Below are 21,907 nucleotides of genomic sequence, written 5' to 3'. Positions count from 1 at the left end.
GCAGTTAACATTTAGCGATAAAATCCAGTAAAAGAGCGCATAGTGCGCTCTTTTTGTTTGTTCAAGACTATTGAGTCTTAGCAATAAAATCAACAACCATTAACATAAACAACAATGGGATTATTTCTTGTCCGCATTTTCAATATAAACACGTAAATCTTCAAAAATCGTTTTGTCATTATCATTAAATAACGGATCGTCAATTAACCGTTTTTTGCATAAAACAGTGATTTTTTGCCAGTCACTATCATCGAATACCTTAACAAAATTTGGAAAAACATCTCGCTCTTCATACTGCATATGCGATAGCTGTAGTTTAATATAATCTTGCAGATCGTTAATCAATTTTTCCCGTGAAATCACCACATCAGATAGAATCATATTCAAGCTATACACTAAAGCGCCAGATGCTTCAGCTAAACGATGATGTTCGTTATACAATTGACCACAATTCGCCTGACCCGTTTTATTACTGTAGTAATCGAAAATGATATCTTCTAATGGATGATGACTGTGTTCAGCATAGCTCTGCATATACTCAACAATATCTCTAACCAAATGGAAATCAACTCCTTGCCCCTCAGCCAATCGAGTCAACTTATTTGAAAGAATATTTAACAAAGTGGCAATATTTTTATGATCGCGCATTAAACGTTGCAACATAATCGTCTCCCATTACCAATGAATTTATGTCTAAATAATAGCCAATAATATGCCATTTACTAATCTACACTGGTATAAACAATTTGAGGTATGACCCAGATCATAATATTGGAATTTAAAAAAAACACCTTATATCAAGATAAGCGACATAAGGTGTTAGGTAGTTTAGTAGCCTTAATTATGTTAATACAGCAAACATATGGGCTTTAAGTTGTTCAAAATCGGCTGGCAACTGTGCCGACAAAATCTGTTTTTGCTCAACAGCAGCTAATTCAGGCGGCAATGGCAAATTAATCGCCAACTCACGGTCAACCACATCCTTAAACTTAGCAGGATGCGCTGTACCAAGAAACACTCCGGTTTCATTACCAACTAGACCAAGCGTTAATGCATGAGCCGCAATCGCTGCATGAGGCTCTGACAAGTAGCCCTGTTGATAAAGTGAAGCTAATGATCTAGCAGTATCTTCTTCAGACAGTGCAACACCTGTCACCAATGATAGAGGCCATCCCATTTGGGTACAAATGGCTTCAACACGAGGCCAATTACTTGGCTCTGATACATCCATGGCATTTGACATGGTTGCCACTGTTTTATGCGGTTGCCATTCTCCCCCCATTAAATATCGCGGCACGGTATCATTACTGTTGGTTGCTGCAATAAAGCGTTTAATGGGTAATCCCATCGCTTTAGCAAATAGTCCCGCCGTTAAGTTACCAAAATTACCACTGGGTACAGACATAACAATCTCATCTTGTCCGGCTTGCTTAGCTTGCGCCACCGCTTCAAAGTAATAACAAATCTGAGCTAACAAACGACTTATATTAATTGAATTAGCTGAATTTAATGCTAAACCATCGCGAACATCACTGTCATCAAAAGCGTGTTTAACTAGCTCCTGGCAAGCATCGAAGTCAGATGTAACGGCTACGGTATGGATATTTTTACCTAATGTGGTAAACATCTTTTCTTGCAGTTCGCTGATTTTACCTTTTGGGTATAACACCATCACATTAACGTTATCCAAACCATAAAATGCATCCGCGACTGCAGCACCAGTGTCACCCGATGTCGCGGTCAAAATGGTCAGTTGTCTATCGCCAGCAAGTAAATTGACACACTGCGCCATAAACCGAGCACCAAAATCTTTAAACGCTAAAGTCGGTCCGTGGAAAAGTTCTAAGCAAGCACGCTTGTCATCAACCTTAACTAACGGCACATCAAAGGTAAACGCCTTATCAACTAACTTATCAACACTCTCCTGACCTAATTCATCAGCTAACCAAGCCCCTAGGACTTTTTTAGTTCGCTCAGCAAAGGGCAATGCCAATAATGCATCAATATCAGCTATTACAGGAATGGATTTTGGAAAAAACAATCCTCTGTCTTTGCCTAAACCAAGCTGAACCGCTTGACTGAAGTTCACCACCTGCGATGGGTGTTTTAAATTATATAATTCCATTGCGACTGCCTTTAAATTTCAATATAAATAATGCGAAAAATGAGCGTTACACGCAGCGCGTGCCAAGTTTATCTAATTTACAAACATGGGAAAAACCACCTTGCTCAGAAATATAATGCTGCATTAGCCAGTTTTTAGCTTTTTCTGCGGTGGCTAAATCGTCAGTTACACTAAACAATGTTGGCCCACTGCCAGAAATACCGGTAGTCAACATGCCTAATTCAGCTAATGCTGTTCGCGCTTCGGTATAACCCGGAATTGCAGAGGCCCGATAAGGTTCAGCCAAAACATCTTTCAGCATTTCAATTGCCAATACAGCATCTTGCTGATAACTCGCGTGAACAAATGCACTTAAATAACGACCAAAATCAATCGCAACAGATTTGTCATACTGTTCAGGTAATAATTGACGCATTTTAGCCGTTGATAATGAAATACCTGGATAAGCGATAACCCAATACCAATTATCAAAACTAGGAATCGTTGCACACGCTTTGTTACTGGCATTAAGCATTAACTGCATGCCACCTAGATAACATGGTGCCACATTGTCATAATGGACACTACCCGATATTTTACCTTCAAACTCGCCCATTAAAGCTAATAAAGCTTGCTGGTCAAATGGCTGACCAAAATGTTCATTCAACGCATATAATGCTGCAACAACCGAGCTAGCACTTGAGCCTAAACCACTGCCTACGGGAAGATTTTTTTCAAGACAAACTGTTACGCCATCTTGTCTATTTAATTTATCTAAAAAGAACTCTGCACATTGATAGACAATATTGTCTTTTCCGTCAGACGGTAATTTATGTGCCCATGGGCCAGTCTGACTATATTCAATGCCGCTAGCCGCAGCGCCGATCATGACTCTATCACCCAACAGAGAACCATCAACGGGCGCCAGTGCAGCACCCAACAAGTCAAAACCAACGCCAACGTTCCCCATCGATGCCGGGGCATAAACCGTAAGCATGTCTTGACTGACCTTTAATGTTTGATTCATAACCCAACCTCACGAGTCCAGTTTAGGGTTCTTAACACGTCAGCAAACGCTCCAGCAGCAGTGACATCAGTACCTGCACCATACCCTCTTAACACAAAAGGGATTGGTTGATAATAACGACTATAAAATGCCAAGGCATTCTCGCCACCTTTTACACTGTATAACGGGTCGGAGGCATCCACTTCAATAATTCTGACATGACATTGCCCCTCTTCAATTTGACCGACATAACGCAATACCTTGCCTTCGGCTTTGGCCGCTTCGACTCGGGCTGAGATTTCAGCATCCAATGAAGGAAGATTTGCCATAAATTGGTTTACATCGCCAGAGTCATCAAAGTCAGCAGGCAATACTGATTCAATATTAATGTCTTCAAGCTCTAATGGCAGGCCAACTTCACGAGCGAGAATGAGGACTTTACGTGCGACATCCATACCACTAAGATCATCACGAGGATCGGGTTCGGTAAAACACTTGTCGCGAGCAATGGCCGTCGCCTGCGACAAGCTCATGCCTTCATCTAACATTCCAAAAATATACGATAGCGAACCTGATAAAATACCATTGAATTTATGGAGTTTATCACCGGCATACATCAGTTTTTTCAAGTTGTCGATAACCGGTAAACCCGCTCCAACAGTAGTTTCATACAAAAATTGGCGACGCTGAGTTAATGCTGTATGACGCAATGCCTGATAGTAAGCGTAATCACGAGTGTTTGATTTTTTGTTAGGTGTGACAACATGGAAACCGGCATTCATCACATCAAGATAACGATCTGACACCAACTCACTTGAAGTACAATCAACTAACACAGGGTTAAGCAATTGTTGCTCTTGACCCCACTCGAGTAAATGAGCTAAATCATACGGTTGACCTTTTTCAGCCAATAACGATTGCCACTCATTCAGTTCAAGTCCTTCGCTGTTTAATAACATTTGACTCGAATTAGCGATCCCACATACACGAATACTAATGTGCTGTTCTTTTAACATCGCACTTTGTTGTTTAATTTGCTCTAATAATCCAGCACCGACATTACCACTGCCGACTAAAAACACATCTAGATATTGCTGTACATCGAAAAATGCTTGATGACATGCACCAATGGCATGCTTGGTTTTTTTCTGTTGAATAACGGTAGAAATTGATCTTTCTGATGATCCCTGTGCAATAGCAATGATATTTACGCTGGCCTTAGCTAGTGCAGTAAAAAATTTAGCCGCTACTCCCTTGTGAGTTTTCATACCATCGCCAATCAAAGACACGATCGCCAAATCTTGACGCAATTCAATCGGTTCAAGTAATTCACTTTTAAGCTCAAGTTCAAATTCTTGCTCTAGTGCCCATTTTGCTTTGTTCGCTTGAGAGGTTGAGACACAAAAACTGATGCTGTATTCAGATGAGCTTTGGGTAATAAGCGACACCGAGATACCACTGCGAGAGATAACCGCCAAAGTCCGACTTGCCATACCGACCATGCCTTTCATTCCTGGGCCAGAGACGTTAAACATGGTTTGATTGTCTAGATTTGAAATTGCTTTAACTTGTAAACCCGTTTTATCATCATCATTAGACACCAATGTGCCGGGAGCTGATGGATTAAAACTGTTTTTGATATAACAAGGAATTTGATATTGGGCAATGGGTGCAATCGTTTTAGGGTGCAACACTTTGGCGCCAAAGTAAGAGAGCTCCATCGCTTCTTGATAGCTTAATTGCGACAATAATTTAGCATCAGCTACTACACGAGGATCGGTATTGTAAACCCCATCAACATCAGTCCAAATTTCACAACTTGAAGCGTCTAAACAAGCCGCTAAAACAGCAGCGGAATAGTCAGAACCGTTACGGCCTAATGTCACTACTTTGCCATGTGCATCTGCAGCGGTAAATCCAGGCATCACCCAAACTCGGTACTGATCAAGTGGCAACAAAGCGAACCTTGGTTTGCTCACTGTAATATCAACTACCGACTCTAATGGCTGTCCATGAGCTAAAAATAAGGCCACTGGATCTAATTGTGCTGATGTTATGCCTTTTGCTAGCATAACTTGTTCCATTAATGCTGCTGATAAGCGTTCGCCAGTCACCACTAATTCAGCACGAACACTATCAGGACATTCGCCCAATAACTTTATGCCATAAAGCTTATCTTTCCAAACTTGCATTTGCGCAGCTAATTTATTAACCAGTAATGTATGTTGAGCGACTGTAATAAGTGATGTTGCAGCATCAGAAAATAAACCACTAAATACACCATTGATGTGGTCTAACACTGGCTGATAGTCCTGTTGATTCACAGCAATATCAACCATCTCTAACAGCGCATTGGTTACTGTTGCAGGAGCAGAAAGTACCGTAGCAACAGATTCTGTCGAAGCTGTATCAGCAATAATGTCTGCCGCCATCGAAAAACGAGACCAGTTCGCCAACGATGTTCCACCAAATTTCATTACTTTCATGTTGCTCTCCTTGCCACTCATATAGTGACAACATTAAATTAAAATCAAATACCAGAATTAAAACAAAAAAGCCCGCTTCAGTTGTTAGAAGCGGGCTTTTTTTGCAAATCTTTTAGGGTGTAATCAGCCCGCCCCCACTATGGTAATAGTGGTGGTTGTAATGGTTGTAATTACAACAAGCAAGAGGGTAAACATTTGATGATTCTCTTCGTTTTATTAAATGTTGACTGCTGATAATATTTAATCAGATTAAATAGCTGACTCCACGTTGGCTAACAGAATTGCTTTTTTTACCTAAGGTTGTCAACCCCTCATTACAGTTTATTCTCTAGTTATTTTAGATGTTGAGTTGATTTTTTAAATATTCAATATAATTAAAACATAAAATATGTTGTAACAGCCAAGACTGACAGCCGAATTTAACTTTAACTCTAACGTAATCCTAATAAAAACTAACGACAAAAATTAATAAATACATGTAGATGCCACAAATTAAACAAAATATTATAATGAATACCTTGTCGATAAATAATTTATCGACAAGGTATTCATGCTTTATCAATTTACTCCACCATTTTGATGATTTATTTTCAACATGAGATTAGATAAAACCTGCAGCATAAGACAAAATAAAAAAAGCTGTGATTGAATAAGCAAAAACTGATGTTTATCATCGCAGTCCAATAGCAAAATACGCTATCATATCTTCATCACAATTGGAGGCGATATGAAAATTACAAAACATGCGGCGGTCACTATTCATTACCGCTTATCTGATGAGCAAGGCGTACTTATTGAAAATTCATTTGAAAGTGAACCGATGGTTTACTTACATGGTACTGAAAATTTAATTCCTGGACTTGAATCAGTTTTAGAAGGTAAAACTGCTGGTGAAAAAATTGAGGCGAAGATCCCGGCTGAACAGGCTTATGGCGAATATCACCCTGATTTAAAGCAAGAAGTACCTGTAAGTGCCTTTGGCGATATAGAAGACATCGTTCCTGGTATGCGTTTTATTGCTGAAACTGAAATGGGTCAACGCCCAGTTCAAGTAACTGAAGTGAAAGACGATGTCATTGTTGTTGATGGCAACCACCCTCTTGCAGGTCAAACACTGCATTTCAGTGTTGAAGTTATCGCGGTAAGAGAAGCTACAGCAGAAGAACTGTCTCATGGTCACATTCATGCCGAAGGCGGTTGTGGTAGCCATGAACACGGCCATGATCACGAATCATGTGGCACAGAAAAACCTGGCTGTGATGGTAATGGCGGTTGTGGCTGTCGTTAATGCGTTAACGCATTATTTATTCGATAAATAGACCTGTTACTCGTTATTTCTTAAATGTCTGTTCGTCAGTAAAAAGGTTGAAACATCTTAAGGCACTGTCTAGTTACTAGGCAGTGCCTTTTTGTTTAGGTTATAGTTCATAAGGTAATTATACCAATTCCATCAATTAGTCAGATTTATTGTCATCACAGTTAAGGATGATCTAAAGGCGACAATTCTCATTAATTGACCTTCAACAGAATAATTAATACATAGCGACGGAGTGCATATGGTGATTAAACCGCTATACGAATTATTGCCTTTCACTTACATGATTGTTGGCAGCATGAGTATTTTCCTACTAGAACCTAATTTTACTCTTATTGCTTCTGTTATAGTGTACTTATATGGTGCACATATTTATAACTTACGGTCCAAAAACCGCCGAACAGATCTAAAACGTAAACGAAAGTCAGGTTTACTACCTGAAACGCTTTATGGGTTATTACCTTTTATTTACGTTTTAACCGCTGTGGGTATTTATCGTTTTTACCCCAGAGATTCCAGCACACTTTTTGCTTTGTGCTTAACTTCTTATGGTTTATATCTGTTCTTAAGGCGTCTAAGTTATCGTCATCACCGACTACCGCGGGGCATTAGCTAATACTGTGGCTTGCTACACGCAAACTCAGCATACTTTCGGAAGCACATCAAAGCATTCTGTATCGACATGATCAATGTCAATGACCGCTTATCTAGTCTAAGATTAATTTTTTAACTAATTCTCTTTGATTGGTAGGCATATTTTTTAAATAATTTGAACATCGTGTAATAGTTGCAATACTGACTTGATGATCTGCAGCAATTTGTCTTTGACTTAATTCCCCAGCCAATAACGTTTGAAACACCTGTAAACGCCCAGAAACTGAACTGCGTTCTTCTTCTGTCAGCAACAATTGAAACAACACAGACAAATCATCTTCATTTGCATGAGTTAATATTTTTTCTACAACTAGATTCCAGTTGGCACGCATTGTTTTTCTCTTTTTAGTAATGCCGGGACATTACAAGTGTACCAAGGAACTGTCCCGACTTGCAAAAATGCTCCTAACTTAAGCTGTAATGAATTATATAACCGTAAAATTGAAAGCAACTGATAAAACATATCGCAAATATGCAATAAAATTGTGTAGAATAAAGTGTGATTGATTACACATTTATTCTCATAACAGTATGTGTGTCATGATTAAAAATGCTTATGGAACCAGTATCATCAACAAAGAGTGAAGGATGACGATGAAAAAAATATTATTAGCCATTGCGGCAACAACAATGATTATCCCTGCTGTGTTTGCAAATAATTTTAAAGAACCTGCTGATGCGATTGAATATCGCCAAGCTGCATTCAGCTTAATTGGTTATAACTTTGGTGATATGGCTGCGATGATGAAAGGTAAAAAACCTTTTGATGCAGCAGTATTCAGCACTCGTGCAGAAAATGTTGCAGCATTATCAAAAATACCACATGAAGGTTTTATTGTCGGTTCTGATAAAGGCGACACAGAAGCCTTAGCTAAAATTTGGCAAGACAAAGCTGATTTTGATAGCAAAATGACAACATTTCAAACTAATGCTGCTGCGTTAGTTGTTGCAGCTAAAACGAACGATAAAAACCAAATCAAACAAGCTTTCGGTAATACGGGCAAAAGCTGTAAAGGTTGTCACGACGTTTACAAAAAAGACTAATTTGGTAAGCTTTTGAATGGGGCAGCAATTAGTTTGATTTTCCGCTTCAGGCTATTTCGAGGTTACTCTGTTCTGTAGCAAAATGATTAAAGCCCACAAATGTGGGCTTTTTTATTAGCTTTAAATTATAAATAACTGACAACAGGTTCGAGTAACAACCACCAAATAAACGCAAAAATGACCAGTCCTATTGCTAACGCGATCCAAGGTGAACGTAACTTGGGAGAAGACACTTGCTCACTAACATATTTATAACCAGTAAACATGGCCTTAAGGATATTGTCGCCCTTTATGACATAGGCTATTACAGCAATAATATGGATCACTGCCAAACCGAGAATAAGGTTAAAATTGGTTTTATGCAGCCATGTTAACCACCCTGCAGTATCTGACGATACAAGATACATTAATGGACCTTCAGTAAAAATATCATCTGTGGCAAATAGCCCTGTGATTAACTGCAACACAAGTAGGCTTAACAACGCTATCACCATATACCCACCTAATGGATTATGACCTAGTGATACTGGTTTTGGTTGAGCTTTTACGTAAGCAATCACTTTTTTAGGTGAAACAAAAAAGTCACTAAACTTGGCGGTTTCACTACCAACAAAACCCCAAATTAATCTAAAAGCAATCAGCGTCATTAATAAATACGCCAATACTTGATGCCATTGCATTTCTCCAATGTCAGCAGTCCACCATAATCCACCAAACAGACATACCATTACCCAATGAAATAAACGGGTAGGAATATCCCACACCTTTATTTTTTGTTGATCTATACTCATTAATATCAGCCCATATCTTTTTATCTATGGTTAGATTATAAGCTAAACAAAAATGAATTAAATCACACTAGTATCAGTTTGTGGGTAATTTAGGCAATATTTAATAGACATAGGAAGATATTCAATAGGCAGCACCTATAGAGCAGGACTTAAGAGTAGTAAAATGGGGGATTCAAGCAGTAAAAAAGTTAATTTAGGAATGACTTATCCAACTAAATATGAGCCTATCTGAACCGTAATACAAGTACATTTTGGCACTTTTTGATGAAAAATGTCTAAGCGATCAAATAAGCCGCACTCGATAACTACAGTCACACAAAACGTGATATATATCACACTTTTTATGGTTAACCTTGGTAATCTGAACTTAAGCAAACAACAAGAAGGTTCCAAATATGCTGAAAATCACTAGCAAACAACTTGAAGTCACTGCCCTTATTCGCGAACGTATTGAAGGAAGATTAGAAAAATTATCTCGACATGATATTCAGTTAATTAACCCACATATCATTATTACTCAAGAAAAGCAGTTATTTAAAATAGAGGCCTCAGTTGGATTACCTAGTGGAGAGCTATTCGCCCAGGCAAAAAGTGAAAACCTATATGCAGCAATCACTGCAATGGGACAAAAGCTGGAGAAACAGCTAAATCGCCTGACCCATAAACCCCAGGCTCAACGCCGAGAATCATTAACAGATGATTCGGAAAGCGAGTTTGAGTATGCATAAGGAGGAAAAAGCAGCTTGAAATTATTGATATCTAACCAGCGCACCTCAGGGTGCGCTTTCTTTTAGCTATAATAAGCTAAACAACACCTTGATGAGTAAAATTACATTGACAGCCGTCAGTCAGAGCTTTAGTTTTAAGTCATGAACAAAAAACTATTTAACCTTTTTATTTTCTTTTTTATTCAGCCCACCCTCGGAGGCGGATTTTCTGTGTAAAAACGAAACTGAAAATTCAAAAAGCCTCCCAACTGGGAGGCTTTTTTGTCATATAAACACTGCTGTATATCGGTAAGACAGTATGTAGCGTTACATTGAGGTCAATATGCAAAAACCACCTGAGTTAAATCAAACTCGCGAACAGATAACTGCTCTGGATAAATCTTTGTTAGCGTTATTATCCAAACGCCGCCAATTGAGCTTAAATGTAGCACGTAGTAAAGAAATTGATGTTAGACCGATTAGAGACACCCAACGAGAAAAAGAACTGCTAGAGAGACTCGTACAACAAGGGCGTGAGCAAGGACTCGATGCTCACTTTGTTATTTCTCTATATCAAAGTATTATTGAAGATTCAGTTTTATTTCAACAAACTTATTTGCATGGCAGAGCAAACCCTGACACACAAAAGCAGCAGTATACTGTTGCATATTTAGGTGCTAGAGGATCTTACTCATATTTGGCAGCCAGCCGTTACTGTTCACGTCGCCAAGTCGAAATGCTGGATTTTGGTTGTAAAAGTTTCGATGACATCGTTAATGCCGTTGAATCAGGTCATGCCGATTATGGCTTTTTGCCGATTGAGAATACCTCATCAGGATCTATCAACGAAGTGTATGATGTGCTGCAACATACAACGCTATCGATTGTCGGTGAAACGACTATTGAAGTAGGACATTGTTTACTGACTAAACCGGATAGTAAACTTGCAGACATTAAAACAATTTATGCTCACCCGCAACCAATCAGTCAATGTAGCCGTTATTTAAGCCAGCACCCTGATGTTAAACTCGAGTATTGCTCCAGTAGCGCAGAGGCTATGGCCAAAGTCGTTGAAGCTGACTGTAACTCTGTCGGCGCGATTGGCAGTGCTGAAGGCGGATCGTTATATCATCTGATTGCAATTGAACAAGGTTTAGCAAACCAAAAAATCAACCAAAGTCGCTTTATTGTAGTCGCAAGAAAAGCCTCTGCAGTACCTTCACAGCTTCCGGCTAAAACGACTTTAATTATGGCGACCGGACAAAAACCAGGCGCATTGGTTGAAGCACTATTGGTTCTTAAAGCTCATAATTTAAATATGAGTAAGTTAGAATCTCGCCCTATTCCTGGTACACCATGGGAAGAGATGTTTTATCTCGATATTGATGGTAATTTAGCAACCACGGAAGTCCAGCAAGCTATCAAAGAACTCGAACGACTTACCCGTTTTATTAAAGTCCTAGGCTGCTATCCTTGTGAAACAGTGAAACCAACACAACTATCGCAAGCTCAGTTATTGATTGAACCTGACAGTTCGAAACAACAGCCAATCAAGCCATTACCGATCAGTCATGCTAAACATTCGCGCGATTACAATTCACAAGATACCCAATTATTCTGTAAACACTTACAAATAGGTGCAGGACAATTCAGCGCATTGCAACAAGTTAACTTACCGATAGACAATACAGACCTAGCCGCCCAAGCTAAGATTATCAAAGAGTCGGGCTTTCAAGCCATTGTGCTAAATGATTTGAAACAACAACTTAATGAACAACAATTAAAGCAACATGCACAAGTCATAGAGCAAGCTGGATTATTATGTGTAATGCAAATAGAGCAAGAACAAGAATTTGCTGTTGCGAGTCAATTAGCAGACATGTTGATTTTAAGTGGCAAACAAATGTATAACCCTGACATGCTAACGTTAATTGGCTCAGTTAATTTACCCGTAATATTAGAACGTAACACTATGGCCAGTATCGATGACTGGTTACATGCCGCCGACACAGTGCTCAGTTACGGTAATCAACAACTCGGATTATGTGAATCTGGTGTGCGAAGTTTTACCCACCCAGAGCAATTAAGTCTCGATTTAGCCGGATTGGTTGAGGTGAAATCACGCAGTCATTTACCCATTATTGTTAATACTAGTTTTAGCGGTAACGTTTCACTTGTTAATACTCATGCTATCGCAGTTAACCAATTAAAAGGTGATGGTATTATCATTTTACATCAAGACCAGATATCTCATGCTGAACTGATCCATGATTTATACCAAGCACATTAACCCTATAGCTAGATTAATTAACCAATAAAAATGCCGAGATATTATCTCGGCATTTTTATTTATATCGTGTTTACTCTACACCGCAATACCATCATTGAGGCTTATCCAACCTTTAAAAATACGATAAGTAAACCAACTAATACCAAGAATATACACAGGTAAACTTAACCAAAGTGGACTGAGAAAATATCCAGCAATAAAAAAAGGACATAAACCAATAATGCTCATCCGTTGCCAACGTAAGTGACTGCCTAATACGGAATGGGGATTAACATTTTTTTGGATAAGATTAAGCCAAAGACTCAACAAAACCGGTATAAAAAATAATGGAAAGGCACTCATTAAACCATAAAGGAAATGCCCTAAAGAATTATCTTCAACCTGTTGAACGGGTAACATATGCGATGGCATCATCGACATGGGGTTCCTCCAAAAGCAACCGCACTTACAAAATCAACACGGAATTTAAATTAGCGTATAATTAACCATAAGCCTTGTATGATTATTTCGCAATGTTAACATCAATTAATAATCATTCATTTAACACTAGGGTCTGTTGATCTTTGCAGGTTAAATTTTGTTCGAGATAAAAACGTTTTAATTGAGGCGAGCGGATTGCTGCCTAGCAATCTAAGCTAAATTCGCTCAACAAAGAGTAAAACGTTTTTAGCCGAACCCTTCGGGCAGCGTTTGTTGGTCATTTTTACTGCGTTATCGACTTTTTATGTAGATTAACTACACCACAAAGTCTCTGCCTTGTACAAATGACCAACAATTCGCTGCAAAAACAACCTTGGAAGATCAACAGGCCCTAAATAAAGTTAACTCCCTTTCATATCGTTAACGGATTGCAACATTGCTCGACTTTCCTGTTGGAACTGCGGAGCAAAATCGCCAAACCATTTGGCGACTCGTTGAAATTGCGTAATAAATTCTTGGCGGTTACCCGATTTCAACATGGCTAAAGCATCACGGTAGTTATCGAGGTAGTCGCTAATGGCATGCTGACTTCCTTGCTGTGCAAAAATAATATCGGCATATAATTCGGGATCTTGAGCAAATAATCGCCCAACCATTGCCAACTCTAAACGATAAATGGGTGAGCTAAACTGCAACAAGTTATCAATATCAGCTTCTTCTTTACACAGGTTTAGACCATAAACGAAAGTCGAAAAGTGACGCATAGCCTGTACTAACTGCATTGCCTTATCATGCCGTTCAGCTTCTGCTTCAACGATGCGAGCGCCCCAAATTTCAATTTGTTGTAATAACCACTGGTAAGTTTCGGCTTGGCGACCATGACATACCACCACAACCTGTTTTGCAAGGCTGCCTACATCTGGTCCAAACATTGGGTGTAAACCCACTACAGGGCCTTTATGGGCTTCAAGCATTGCTGCTAGTGGTTTTTCTTTAATCGACGTTAAATCGGCTAAAATACAGGTTTCTGGTAATTGAGTTAACTTTTCTACAATCACATCACAAGTAACATTAATCGGCACTGTAACAATTACTAAGCCAGCACCATCAAATATTGCTTCAGCATCCTGCCAATCATTTTTATCAATACTTTTTACCTGATAACCCGATAAAGTGAGCATTTGGGTAAATAATTGTCCAAGTTTACCTTCGCCACCAACCACCACAACATGACCTAAATCTTGCTTAACTTGCTTAAAGCCCACATCTTTTTCATTCAGATAAGACTCGCGCATTAAGCGACGTAAAATATCCTCAATCAACTGAGGTGAAATATTCATTTTTTGCGCTTCAGCTCTACGCTTGGCTAACATTGATGCTTCACGCTGAGGTGCATAAATTGGCACCCCTGCAGAATGTTTAACCGCGCCAACTTGAGCAACTAAATCAAGACGTTTCCGCAGTAAATGTAACAATTGTTGGTCAACGCCATCAATTAAATCTCGCAGATTTTCTAGATCAGCAGTAGTCTTTTCGTTCATGTGTTTATTCATCAACCGTTGGCAACCTGTAGTGTATTGAACCGAGTAGGTAATACTGCAGACAACTGGTTAGCGCCTTGTCTTAAAATAGTTTCAGTGACGTCCCAATCAATGCATGCGTCAGTAACAGATACACCATATTTTAGCTCTGCTAAGGGTTTATCTGAACTCTGATTACCTTCATTGAGGTTACTTTCAAGCATAACACCAATGATAGATTTATTGCCTGCTTCAATTTGGTTAAATACATCTTCACAAACCTGTTTTTGGCGCTGGTGATCTTTTGAGGAATTACCATGGCTGCAATCTACGACTAAACGCGCACTGAGTTTTGCCTTATGGATCTGTACCTCACTTTCTGCAACACTAGCCGCATCATAATTAGGCGCTATGCCTCCGCGTAAAATAATGTGCCCATCTGGATTCCCAGCCGTTTTAAGCAACGCAACTTGGCCTTCTTGATTAATTCCCATAAAACGATGACTATTAGCAGCGGACTTTAATGCATTGATTGCTACCTCTAACTTGCCATCGGTACCATTTTTAAAACCTACCGGCATAGATAGACCTGAAGCCATTTCACGATGAGTTTGCGACTCGGTGGTTCTTGCGCCAATTGCAGACCAAGTAACTAACTCAGACATATACTGTGGGCTGATCGGATCCAGCGCTTCCGTAGCGATAGGTAATTCAAGCTCTGCAAGCCAAATCATGAGTTCACGAGCCATTCTTAGTCCTTTTTCAACATCAAATGATTCGTCCATATCAGGATCATTAATCAAGCCTTTCCAACCGACGGTTGTGCGAGGTTTCTCGAAGTACACTCGCATTAAAATGTAGAAGTCGTCACTGAGCTCATCATGTAACTTTTTAAGTTTTAATGCATACTCTTTTGCCGCTGCAATATCATGGATGGAGCAAGGCCCCGTCACTACAAGCACGCGATTATCGCGTTTGTGGACAATATCGGATACTTGTTTACGTGCATTAAGAATATATTGATAAGCATGAGTTGATAATGGAAGTTCTTGCTTTAACTCTGCTGGAGTCACTAGCACTTGCTCTGAACTGATGTACACATTATTAATGGTATCTTGTTGCATACTTAACACTCTCTTTTGACAACTGACCTGCGGTCACTAATAGGTTTGTTTTATTGGTATTGGATAGCTAACCTGTATTTTTGTAACGCTACACCATTACACCTTAGAGCAACTATGCCTGTACCAAGGTCCGAGAGCAAGGCTTATTTACACAAAGCATAAAAAATTACTTAATCGATGATATTTCGTGCACAAGAACAACGCCAACCATACGCTCTGTGTTTGCACGCTGTGAACGCTTTATTCGTTGTTATTAAAAGCCCCACAATTTTTAAAAGCTCTACAAACAAAAACCCGCCTTTCGGCGGGTTGTTGTGCGAACACTGCATCTTTATTCTGTATCGGTAACTATTACTTAGTTGCCAATTTTTCACGGATACGTGCAGACTTACCTGAACGCTCACGTAAATAGTACAGTTTAGCGCGACGAACACGACCGCGACGCTTAACTTCGATGCTAGCAATTAATGGGCTATGCGTCTGGAAAGCACGCTCAACACCTTCACCATTAGATATTTTACGTACTGTGAATGCTGAATGCAGACCACGGTTACGCTTAGCGATTACCACACCTTCAAAAGCCTGAAGACGCTCTTTTTCACCTTCTTTAACACGTACTTGAACTACTACTGTATCACCAGCACCAAAATCAGGCACATCTGTTTTCATTTGCTCATCGTTGAGCATTTTAATGATGTTGTTCATAATTACTCCATCCTAGTAATAACTGAGCGTTGACTATGCGGACTTGTCCGTTTCATTCACGAACTGCGCTAATAAAGTCGTTTGTTCGTCAGTCAGAGCTAGATTTTCAAATAATTCTGGTCGCCTCAAAAAAGTTCTTCCGATACTTTGTTGTAAACGCCAGAGTCTAATTTTTTCGTGGTCACCGCTTAGCAGCACTGCGGGTACGTCAAGACCATCCAATTGTTCAGGGCGAGTATAATGAGGACAATCCAGTAATCCATCAGAGAAAGAATCTTGCTCTGCTGACGCTTGCTTACCTAATACACCAGGTACTAAGCGAGCAACTGAATCGATTAATGTCATTGCTGGTAATTCGCCACCCGAAAGTACGTAATCACCGATAGACCATTCTTCATCAACTTCTGTTTGAATAATGCGTTCATCAACACCTTCGTATCGACCACACACTAAAATCAAACTATGTGATTTAGCCAACTCAGTTACGCCTTGCTGATCCAGCTTACGTCCCTGAGGAGACAGATAAATCACTTTTGCCCTATCACCTGCAGCTGCTTTAGCTGCATGGATAGCATCACGCAAAGGTTGCACCATCATCAACATACCAGGTCCACCACCATAAGGTCGGTCGTCCACAGTATTATGTCTATCATGGGTGAAATCCCGAGGATTCCACGTTTGCACCTTTAGCAGGCCGTTTTTCACGGCTCGACCCGTAACCCCAAAGTCTGTAACAGCACGAAACATCTCTGGAAACAGGGTTATTACCCCTAACCACATATGTTGCACCTCGACTTAGAAGTCAGGATCCCAATCCACTAAAATCTGTTTCCCTTGCAAATCCACCTGTTTGATGAACTGCTCAGGGACAAAGGGGATCATACGTTCCGCTTTGCCGAAGGCATCTTTGGCATTAGCTTTAATCAATAATACGTCGTTCGATCCTGTTGCCACGATCTGATCGACTGTACCCATGTTATAGCCGTTTATATTGGTCACTTCGCAGCCGATAAGATCACGATGATAGAATTCACTGTCATCCAATTCTTTCATTTGCTCAGACTTAATGGCAATTTCACAATTTGTGAGCATTTGCGCATCTTCTCTGGTAGCAACACCTTCTAGTTCAGCCACAACAGCTTTACCTTGAAAACGCCACTGAGCAACCTTAACTTCACGCCAAACGCCTTGTTCTTTTATAAGCCAAGGCGAATAATCGAAAATACCTTCAACAGAATCGGTATAGGAAGTGATTTTTAGCCAACCTTTAATACCATGACTGGAGCCTAACTTACCCAGTACAACTAGTTCTTGGTCACTACTCATCTATCTATACCTTATACGCAATTAAGCAACAGCTTTACGCGCGTCTTTGATCAGTTTTGCAACACGCTCAGATGTTGCAGCGCCAGTAGCAACCCAATGCTCAACACGATCAAGATCTAAACGTAAAGTTTCTTCTTGGCCACGAGCCAATGGATTGAAAAAACCAACACGTTCGATGAAACGACCGTCACGAGCATTGCGGCTATCAGCAACAACGATATTGTAAAATGGACGCTTTTTTGCGCCGCCACGAGCTAAACGAATGGTAACCATGCGTTTTATTCCTCTAATGATTTGCTAGAAGCAAAAATAAAAACTGGAACTCCGTGTTCGCAAAGAGTCCCAGAAAGAAAGCCGGAAGATTTTACCTGACTTTTGAACTATTGCAACCTAAACCGATGATTTTTAGCTCATCGGTTTTGTTGTAATAAAGCCAAGCATTTAACCTAACCAACTGATTGAATGTAAGTAAACTGATTTAATACTTGAAAGATGTTGTTATTATCTACCAGGAAACTTCATCCCTGGAGGTAACATTCCGCCCATTCCACGCATCATTTTCTTCATTCCACCCTTACCAGACATCTTTTTCATCATTTTCTGCATTTGGGTGAATTGCTTCAATAAGCGGTTAACATCTTGAATTTGAGTGCCAGAACCGACAGCGATTCGACGTTTACGAGAACCTTTAATGACATCTGGATTTTTGCGTTCTTTAGATGTCATCGAATTAATAATGGCTTCCATCTGACCAGTCATTTTACCATCTTGAACTTGAGCTAATGCTTCTGGTGGTAATTGTCCTACACCCGGAAGTTTCTCAATCATGTTCATCATCCCGCCCATGTTTTTCATTTGCTGTAATTGCTCACGAAAATCTTCAAGGTCGAAACTGCCACCTGACTTAACTTTTGAAGCCAGTTTCATCGCTTTGTCTTTATCGACGCCACGTTCAACTTCTTCAATTAATGATAACACGTCACCCATACCTAAAATGCGTGACGCAATACGGTCTGGATGGAACGGTTCTAATGCATCGGTTTTTTCACCAACACCTAAGAATTTAATTGGTTTACCCGTAATACTACGAATAGATAACGCCGCACCACCACGAGCATCACCATCGACTTTTGTTAAAATAACACCCGTTAATGGTAACGCTTCATTAAATGCTTTAGCTGTATTAGCGGCATCTTGACCTGTCATCGCATCAACAACAAACAAGGTCTCAACAGGATTAACAGTGGCATGCAGCTGTTTGATTTCATCCATCATGGCTTCATCAACATGCAGACGACCTGCTGTATCAACAATGACCACATCAATGAATTTTAATTTTGCATAGCTTATTGCTGCTTTAGCAATATCTACCGGCTTTTGGCTCACGTCAGATGGAAAGAACTCGACTTCGACTTCTTCTGCTAGTGTTTCAAGCTGTTTAATCGCTGCAGGGCGATAAACGTCAGCGCTGACCACCAGAACGGATTTTTTATGACGTGTACGTAAAAATTTACCTAATTTTGCTACTGAGGTTGTTTTACCCGCACCTTGAAGACCCGCCATCATAATAACGGCAGGAGGAATAGCCGCTAAGTCGAGGGCTTCATTCGCCTCACCCATGGCTCTTTCAAGTTCGCTTTGAACAATTTTAATAAAAGCTTGCCCTGGGCTTAAGCTTTTTGACACTTCTTGACCCACAGCGCGTTCTTTTACGCTGTTAACGAAGTCTCTAACAACAGGTAAAGCGACATCCGCTTCAAGCAGTGCCATACGCACTTCACGAAGGGTTTCTTTAACGTTGTCTTCTGTTAAGCGACCACGGCCACTAATGTTTTTTAATGTGCGTGACAGTCTGTCAGATAAATTTTCAAACATTGAACGGCTCTTTTAAGCATATCGATAATTGAACCTATTATACCCAAGCCACTCCAAATTACGATACTTGCAACACGAAGAACTCAAACACAAACTCACTTTAACGTAAATTAATTACCGCTTAAGGCAGGAAACTGTTAAATTTTGAGTCTTAGGTCACTGCCCTATTGGGTCCTGATCATGTTAATCTAAGACAAATAATGAAAATGTGATGTTTTGATAGTATTGTTCAACACTCACTACGCATTTTTTCAGCATAAACTACTTTGATAGGTTGATTTTTAATGGTTATTTTTTCAGCGGCAGCCATGCTATTTTATTGCTTAGCGTTGGTTTTAGTCACAAGCCGACTTTTTCACATCGAAGGACCAAATCGCAAAGCGGTCATGGTGGCTTCAGGTCTTGCTGTGATCATGCATGGATTTGCGCTTTCAGATGCTATTTTTACAGCTGATGGACAAAATTTTAGTTTAACCAACGTAATTTCTTTGGTTAGCTGGATGATGGCATTAGCCTTTACCATTACAATGCCGCGACTTAAAGTGATCATTGTTGTTCCTGTGGTATATGCCTGTGCAATAATATCTGTGGCACTTTTATGGTTACTGCCACCACAATATATTACTCACTTCGACATGCACCCAGAACTTCTCGCACATGTCGTGTTATCACTAATGGCCTACAGTGCTTTATTGATTGCTGCTATGTACGCTGTTCAACTATGGTTTATTCAAAATAAGCTTAAGAAAAAACAGATGATGATGAGTCCAGCAATGCCGCCATTAATGACGGTAGAGAAACAACTATACCATCTCATTATTATTGGTTTTATTTTATTAAGTTTGTCACTAGTGACCGGATTTGTTTTTTTAGAGAATATGTTTTCTGATGGTCAAGGGCATAAAGCGGTATTATCAATAATTGCTTGGATTGTGTATGCCGTTATGTTGTGGCAACAGTATACTGTTGGCTGTAGAATTCGTACGGCAGTGATTTACAGTTTATCTGGCGCTGGCTTACTGTCTTTAGCTTACTTTGGCGCTAGAATAGTTAAAGAGTTGATATTAAACTAGTTTTAATATCGGTTACACTCAAAAAACATTTTGCCTCATTGAAAAATAAACAAGATAACTTGACTCTAACGGCCAATAATAAATAATGGCCGTTAAATTAATGACTATTTGACCTTTTGGTCAATTTCACACCACCTCATGGGGCCCCTTTTTTGGACGCTATATCTACCAGCGCACTTCTTATTTTTCTTTTGGTTTTAATTGTGATTTCTGCTTATTTCTCTGGCTCAGAAACCGCCATGATGAGCCTCAACCGCTACCGCTTACGACATCTCGCTTCCAATGAGCATAAAGGTGCCCTTCGAGCCTTAAAGTTACTCGATCGCCCAGATAGACTTATTGGGTTAATACTCATTGGTAATAATCTGGTTAATATTCTAGCCTCGGCCATTGCGACGATTATCGGTATGCGCTTGTTTGGTGACATGGGTGTTGCTATTGCTACAGGTGTTTTGACCATAGTGGTGTTAGTGTTTGCTGAAGTCACACCCAAAACGTTTGCGGCTTTGTACCCTGAACGTATTGCATTTCCATCGAGCATTTTATTAGGCTGGTTATTAATTTTGCTTTCGCCATTAGTGAAGGCAATCAACTTAATTACCACGGTATTTCTTCGTATGATGGGTATCAAAACCGTCAAAACAAATGATGCTTTAAGCCAAGAAGAACTCCGCACAGTTGTACATGAAGCTGGAGCGCTCATTCCACAACGTCACCAAGAAATGTTGTTGTCGATTTTAGATTTAGAAAAAGTCACCGTTGAAGACATAATGATTTCACGCTCAGATATTTATGCCATAAACGTCAATGACGATTTTAAATTGATTAATAAACAAGTGACTCACAGTCCACATACTAGAGTATTGGTTTATAGAGATAATATTGATGATGCCGTAGGGTTTATTCATTTACGTGATGCATTGCGTTTACAATCAAAAGAGCAGTTCAGTAAGTCGTCTTTGCTCCGTGCAGTCAAAGAATTATACTTTATTCCTGAAGGTACCCCGCTGAACGTTCAGTTAAGTAATTTCCAGCAAAATAAAGAACGCATCGGACTCGTTGTTGATGAATATGGTGATATTCAGGGCTTAGTAACCCTAGCAGATATTCTTGAAGAAATTGTCGGAGATTTTACTACTTCAATGCTCCCCACTGCCAGTGAAGAGATTAATGTTCAGCAAGATGGTAGTTTTCTAATTGATGCTACCATTAACATTCGCGACCTTAATAAAGAAATGAAATGGGATCTGCCAATTGACGGGCCGAAAACATTAAATGGTTTAATCATTGAGTTTATCGAAGACATTCCGGCTGCGGGTACCAGTTTGCGTATTGCAGATTACCGAATTGAAGTTATTGATGTTGCAGATAATAGAATTAAAACAGTTAGGGTTTTGCCTGATAATTTACAACTAATCGATGATACCGAATAAATAGCCTATGGCTAATAAAAAAGGCGCTAATAGC

General features: G+C 39.7%; 21 protein-coding genes and 2 other annotated features. Of the genes, 7 read left to right on the top strand and 14 right to left on the bottom strand.

The window, feature by feature from the left end; all coding sequences use genetic code 11:
* Nucleotides 1-120: 120 nt before the first annotated feature.
* The 4 genes from FH971_RS05270 to thrA form a co-directional block, all read right to left on the bottom strand.
* Nucleotides 121-663, bottom strand: a complete 543-nt coding sequence (locus tag FH971_RS05270; protein ID WP_137222264.1) for a hemerythrin domain-containing protein — start codon at nt 661-663, stop codon at nt 121-123.
* A 178-nt stretch (nt 664-841) separates the two neighbouring features.
* Nucleotides 842-2,125 carry a threonine synthase gene (thrC, locus tag FH971_RS05265; protein ID WP_140233606.1) on the bottom strand — a complete coding sequence of 428 codons (1,284 nt, stop codon included), beginning with the start codon at nt 2,123-2,125 and terminating at the stop codon, nt 842-844.
* Nucleotides 2,126-2,171: 46 nt separating this feature from the next.
* The gene (thrB, locus tag FH971_RS05260; protein ID WP_206194446.1) at nt 2,172-3,131 is read right to left on the bottom strand and encodes a homoserine kinase; all 960 of its coding nucleotides are present in this window, start codon (nt 3,129-3,131) and stop codon (nt 2,172-2,174) included.
* Entirely contained in the window at nt 3,128-5,596 is a 2,469-nt protein-coding gene (gene thrA, locus FH971_RS05255) for a bifunctional aspartate kinase/homoserine dehydrogenase I (protein WP_140233605.1), read from the bottom strand. The genes thrB and thrA overlap by 4 nt, the downstream gene beginning before the upstream one ends.
* Nucleotides 5,597-5,657: 61 nt before the next feature.
* Nucleotides 5,658-5,775: a sequence feature (Thr leader region), on the bottom strand.
* A gap of 548 nt (nt 5,776-6,323) precedes the next feature.
* On the opposite strand from thrA, the gene slyD reads away from it, so the two are divergent.
* Both slyD and FH971_RS05245 read left to right on the top strand, forming a co-directional pair.
* Nucleotides 6,324-6,884 carry a peptidylprolyl isomerase gene (gene slyD / locus FH971_RS05250; protein ID WP_140233604.1) on the top strand — a complete coding sequence of 187 codons (561 nt, stop codon included), beginning with the start codon at nt 6,324-6,326 and terminating at the stop codon, nt 6,882-6,884.
* Between the two features lie 268 nt (nt 6,885-7,152).
* Nucleotides 7,153-7,527 (top strand): hypothetical protein, encoded by a 375-nt coding sequence (locus FH971_RS05245; RefSeq protein ID WP_140233603.1) that lies wholly within the window; start codon nt 7,153-7,155, stop codon nt 7,525-7,527.
* 91 nt (nt 7,528-7,618) lie between these two features.
* Here FH971_RS05245 and trpR read toward each other — a convergent pair whose 3' ends face one another.
* The gene (gene trpR / locus FH971_RS05240) at nt 7,619-7,897 is read right to left on the bottom strand and encodes a trp operon repressor (protein ID WP_137222275.1); all 279 of its coding nucleotides are present in this window, start codon (nt 7,895-7,897) and stop codon (nt 7,619-7,621) included.
* A gap of 262 nt (nt 7,898-8,159) precedes the next feature.
* On the opposite strand from trpR, the gene FH971_RS05235 reads away from it, so the two are divergent.
* A complete protein-coding gene (locus FH971_RS05235; RefSeq protein ID WP_137222277.1) occupies nt 8,160-8,609 on the top strand; it encodes a c-type cytochrome in 450 nt (149 codons plus the stop codon).
* 125 nt (nt 8,610-8,734) lie between these two features.
* Here FH971_RS05235 and FH971_RS05230 read toward each other — a convergent pair whose 3' ends face one another.
* Nucleotides 8,735-9,400, bottom strand: coding sequence for a cytochrome b/b6 domain-containing protein (locus FH971_RS05230; protein ID WP_137222279.1), 666 nt, complete (start codon nt 9,398-9,400; stop codon nt 8,735-8,737).
* Nucleotides 9,401-9,795: 395 nt separating this feature from the next.
* Here FH971_RS05230 and hpf point away from each other — a divergent pair, with 395 nt between their 5' ends.
* Both hpf and FH971_RS05220 read left to right on the top strand, forming a co-directional pair.
* Complete coding sequence (hpf, locus tag FH971_RS05225; RefSeq protein ID WP_137222281.1) at nt 9,796-10,128, top strand: ribosome hibernation-promoting factor, HPF/YfiA family; 333 nt, start codon at nt 9,796-9,798, stop codon at nt 10,126-10,128.
* A gap of 143 nt (nt 10,129-10,271) precedes the next feature.
* Nucleotides 10,272-10,394, top strand: a sequence feature (Phe leader region).
* 56 nt (nt 10,395-10,450) lie between these two features.
* Nucleotides 10,451-12,397, top strand: coding sequence for a chorismate mutase (locus FH971_RS05220; protein ID WP_137222283.1), 1,947 nt, complete (start codon nt 10,451-10,453; stop codon nt 12,395-12,397).
* A gap of 75 nt (nt 12,398-12,472) precedes the next feature.
* On the opposite strand, the gene FH971_RS05215 is transcribed toward FH971_RS05220, so the two are convergent.
* The 8 genes from FH971_RS05215 to ffh form a co-directional block, all read right to left on the bottom strand.
* Entirely contained in the window at nt 12,473-12,817 is a 345-nt protein-coding gene (locus FH971_RS05215; RefSeq protein ID WP_137222285.1) for a hypothetical protein, read from the bottom strand.
* Nucleotides 12,818-13,218: 401 nt separating this feature from the next.
* Nucleotides 13,219-14,358 (bottom strand): bifunctional chorismate mutase/prephenate dehydrogenase, encoded by a 1,140-nt coding sequence (tyrA, locus tag FH971_RS05205; RefSeq protein ID WP_137222287.1) that lies wholly within the window; start codon nt 14,356-14,358, stop codon nt 13,219-13,221.
* 11 nt (nt 14,359-14,369) lie between these two features.
* Complete coding sequence (locus tag FH971_RS05200) at nt 14,370-15,461, bottom strand: 3-deoxy-7-phosphoheptulonate synthase (protein ID WP_140233602.1); 1,092 nt, start codon at nt 15,459-15,461, stop codon at nt 14,370-14,372.
* 351 nt (nt 15,462-15,812) lie between these two features.
* On the bottom strand, nt 15,813-16,166 hold the full coding sequence (gene rplS, locus FH971_RS05195) for a 50S ribosomal protein L19 (RefSeq protein ID WP_137222291.1): 354 nt from the start codon (nt 16,164-16,166) through the stop codon (nt 15,813-15,815).
* Nucleotides 16,167-16,199: 33 nt separating this feature from the next.
* Nucleotides 16,200-16,946 carry a tRNA (guanosine(37)-N1)-methyltransferase TrmD gene (gene trmD / locus FH971_RS05190; RefSeq protein ID WP_137222294.1) on the bottom strand — a complete coding sequence of 249 codons (747 nt, stop codon included), beginning with the start codon at nt 16,944-16,946 and terminating at the stop codon, nt 16,200-16,202.
* 15 nt (nt 16,947-16,961) lie between these two features.
* On the bottom strand, nt 16,962-17,492 hold the full coding sequence (gene rimM / locus FH971_RS05185) for a ribosome maturation factor RimM (protein ID WP_137222296.1): 531 nt from the start codon (nt 17,490-17,492) through the stop codon (nt 16,962-16,964).
* A 21-nt stretch (nt 17,493-17,513) separates the two neighbouring features.
* Entirely contained in the window at nt 17,514-17,765 is a 252-nt protein-coding gene (rpsP, locus tag FH971_RS05180) for a 30S ribosomal protein S16 (protein ID WP_011638368.1), read from the bottom strand.
* A gap of 228 nt (nt 17,766-17,993) precedes the next feature.
* Nucleotides 17,994-19,367, bottom strand: coding sequence for a signal recognition particle protein (ffh, locus tag FH971_RS05175; protein WP_137222298.1), 1,374 nt, complete (start codon nt 19,365-19,367; stop codon nt 17,994-17,996).
* A gap of 284 nt (nt 19,368-19,651) precedes the next feature.
* Here ffh and FH971_RS05170 point away from each other — a divergent pair, with 284 nt between their 5' ends.
* Both FH971_RS05170 and FH971_RS05165 read left to right on the top strand, forming a co-directional pair.
* Nucleotides 19,652-20,440, top strand: a complete 789-nt coding sequence (locus FH971_RS05170) for a cytochrome C assembly family protein (protein ID WP_137222300.1) — start codon at nt 19,652-19,654, stop codon at nt 20,438-20,440.
* Nucleotides 20,441-20,592: 152 nt separating this feature from the next.
* Entirely contained in the window at nt 20,593-21,873 is a 1,281-nt protein-coding gene (locus FH971_RS05165; RefSeq protein WP_137222302.1) for an HlyC/CorC family transporter, read from the top strand.
* Nucleotides 21,874-21,907: the final 34 nt, after the last annotated feature.

The sequence above is a fragment of the Shewanella polaris genome, from assembly GCF_006385555.1.
Classification (GTDB): domain Bacteria; phylum Pseudomonadota; class Gammaproteobacteria; order Enterobacterales; family Shewanellaceae; genus Shewanella; species Shewanella polaris.
The sequence above is the reverse complement of the archived record's forward strand: the minus strand, read 5'-3'. Positions and strand labels throughout refer to the sequence as shown.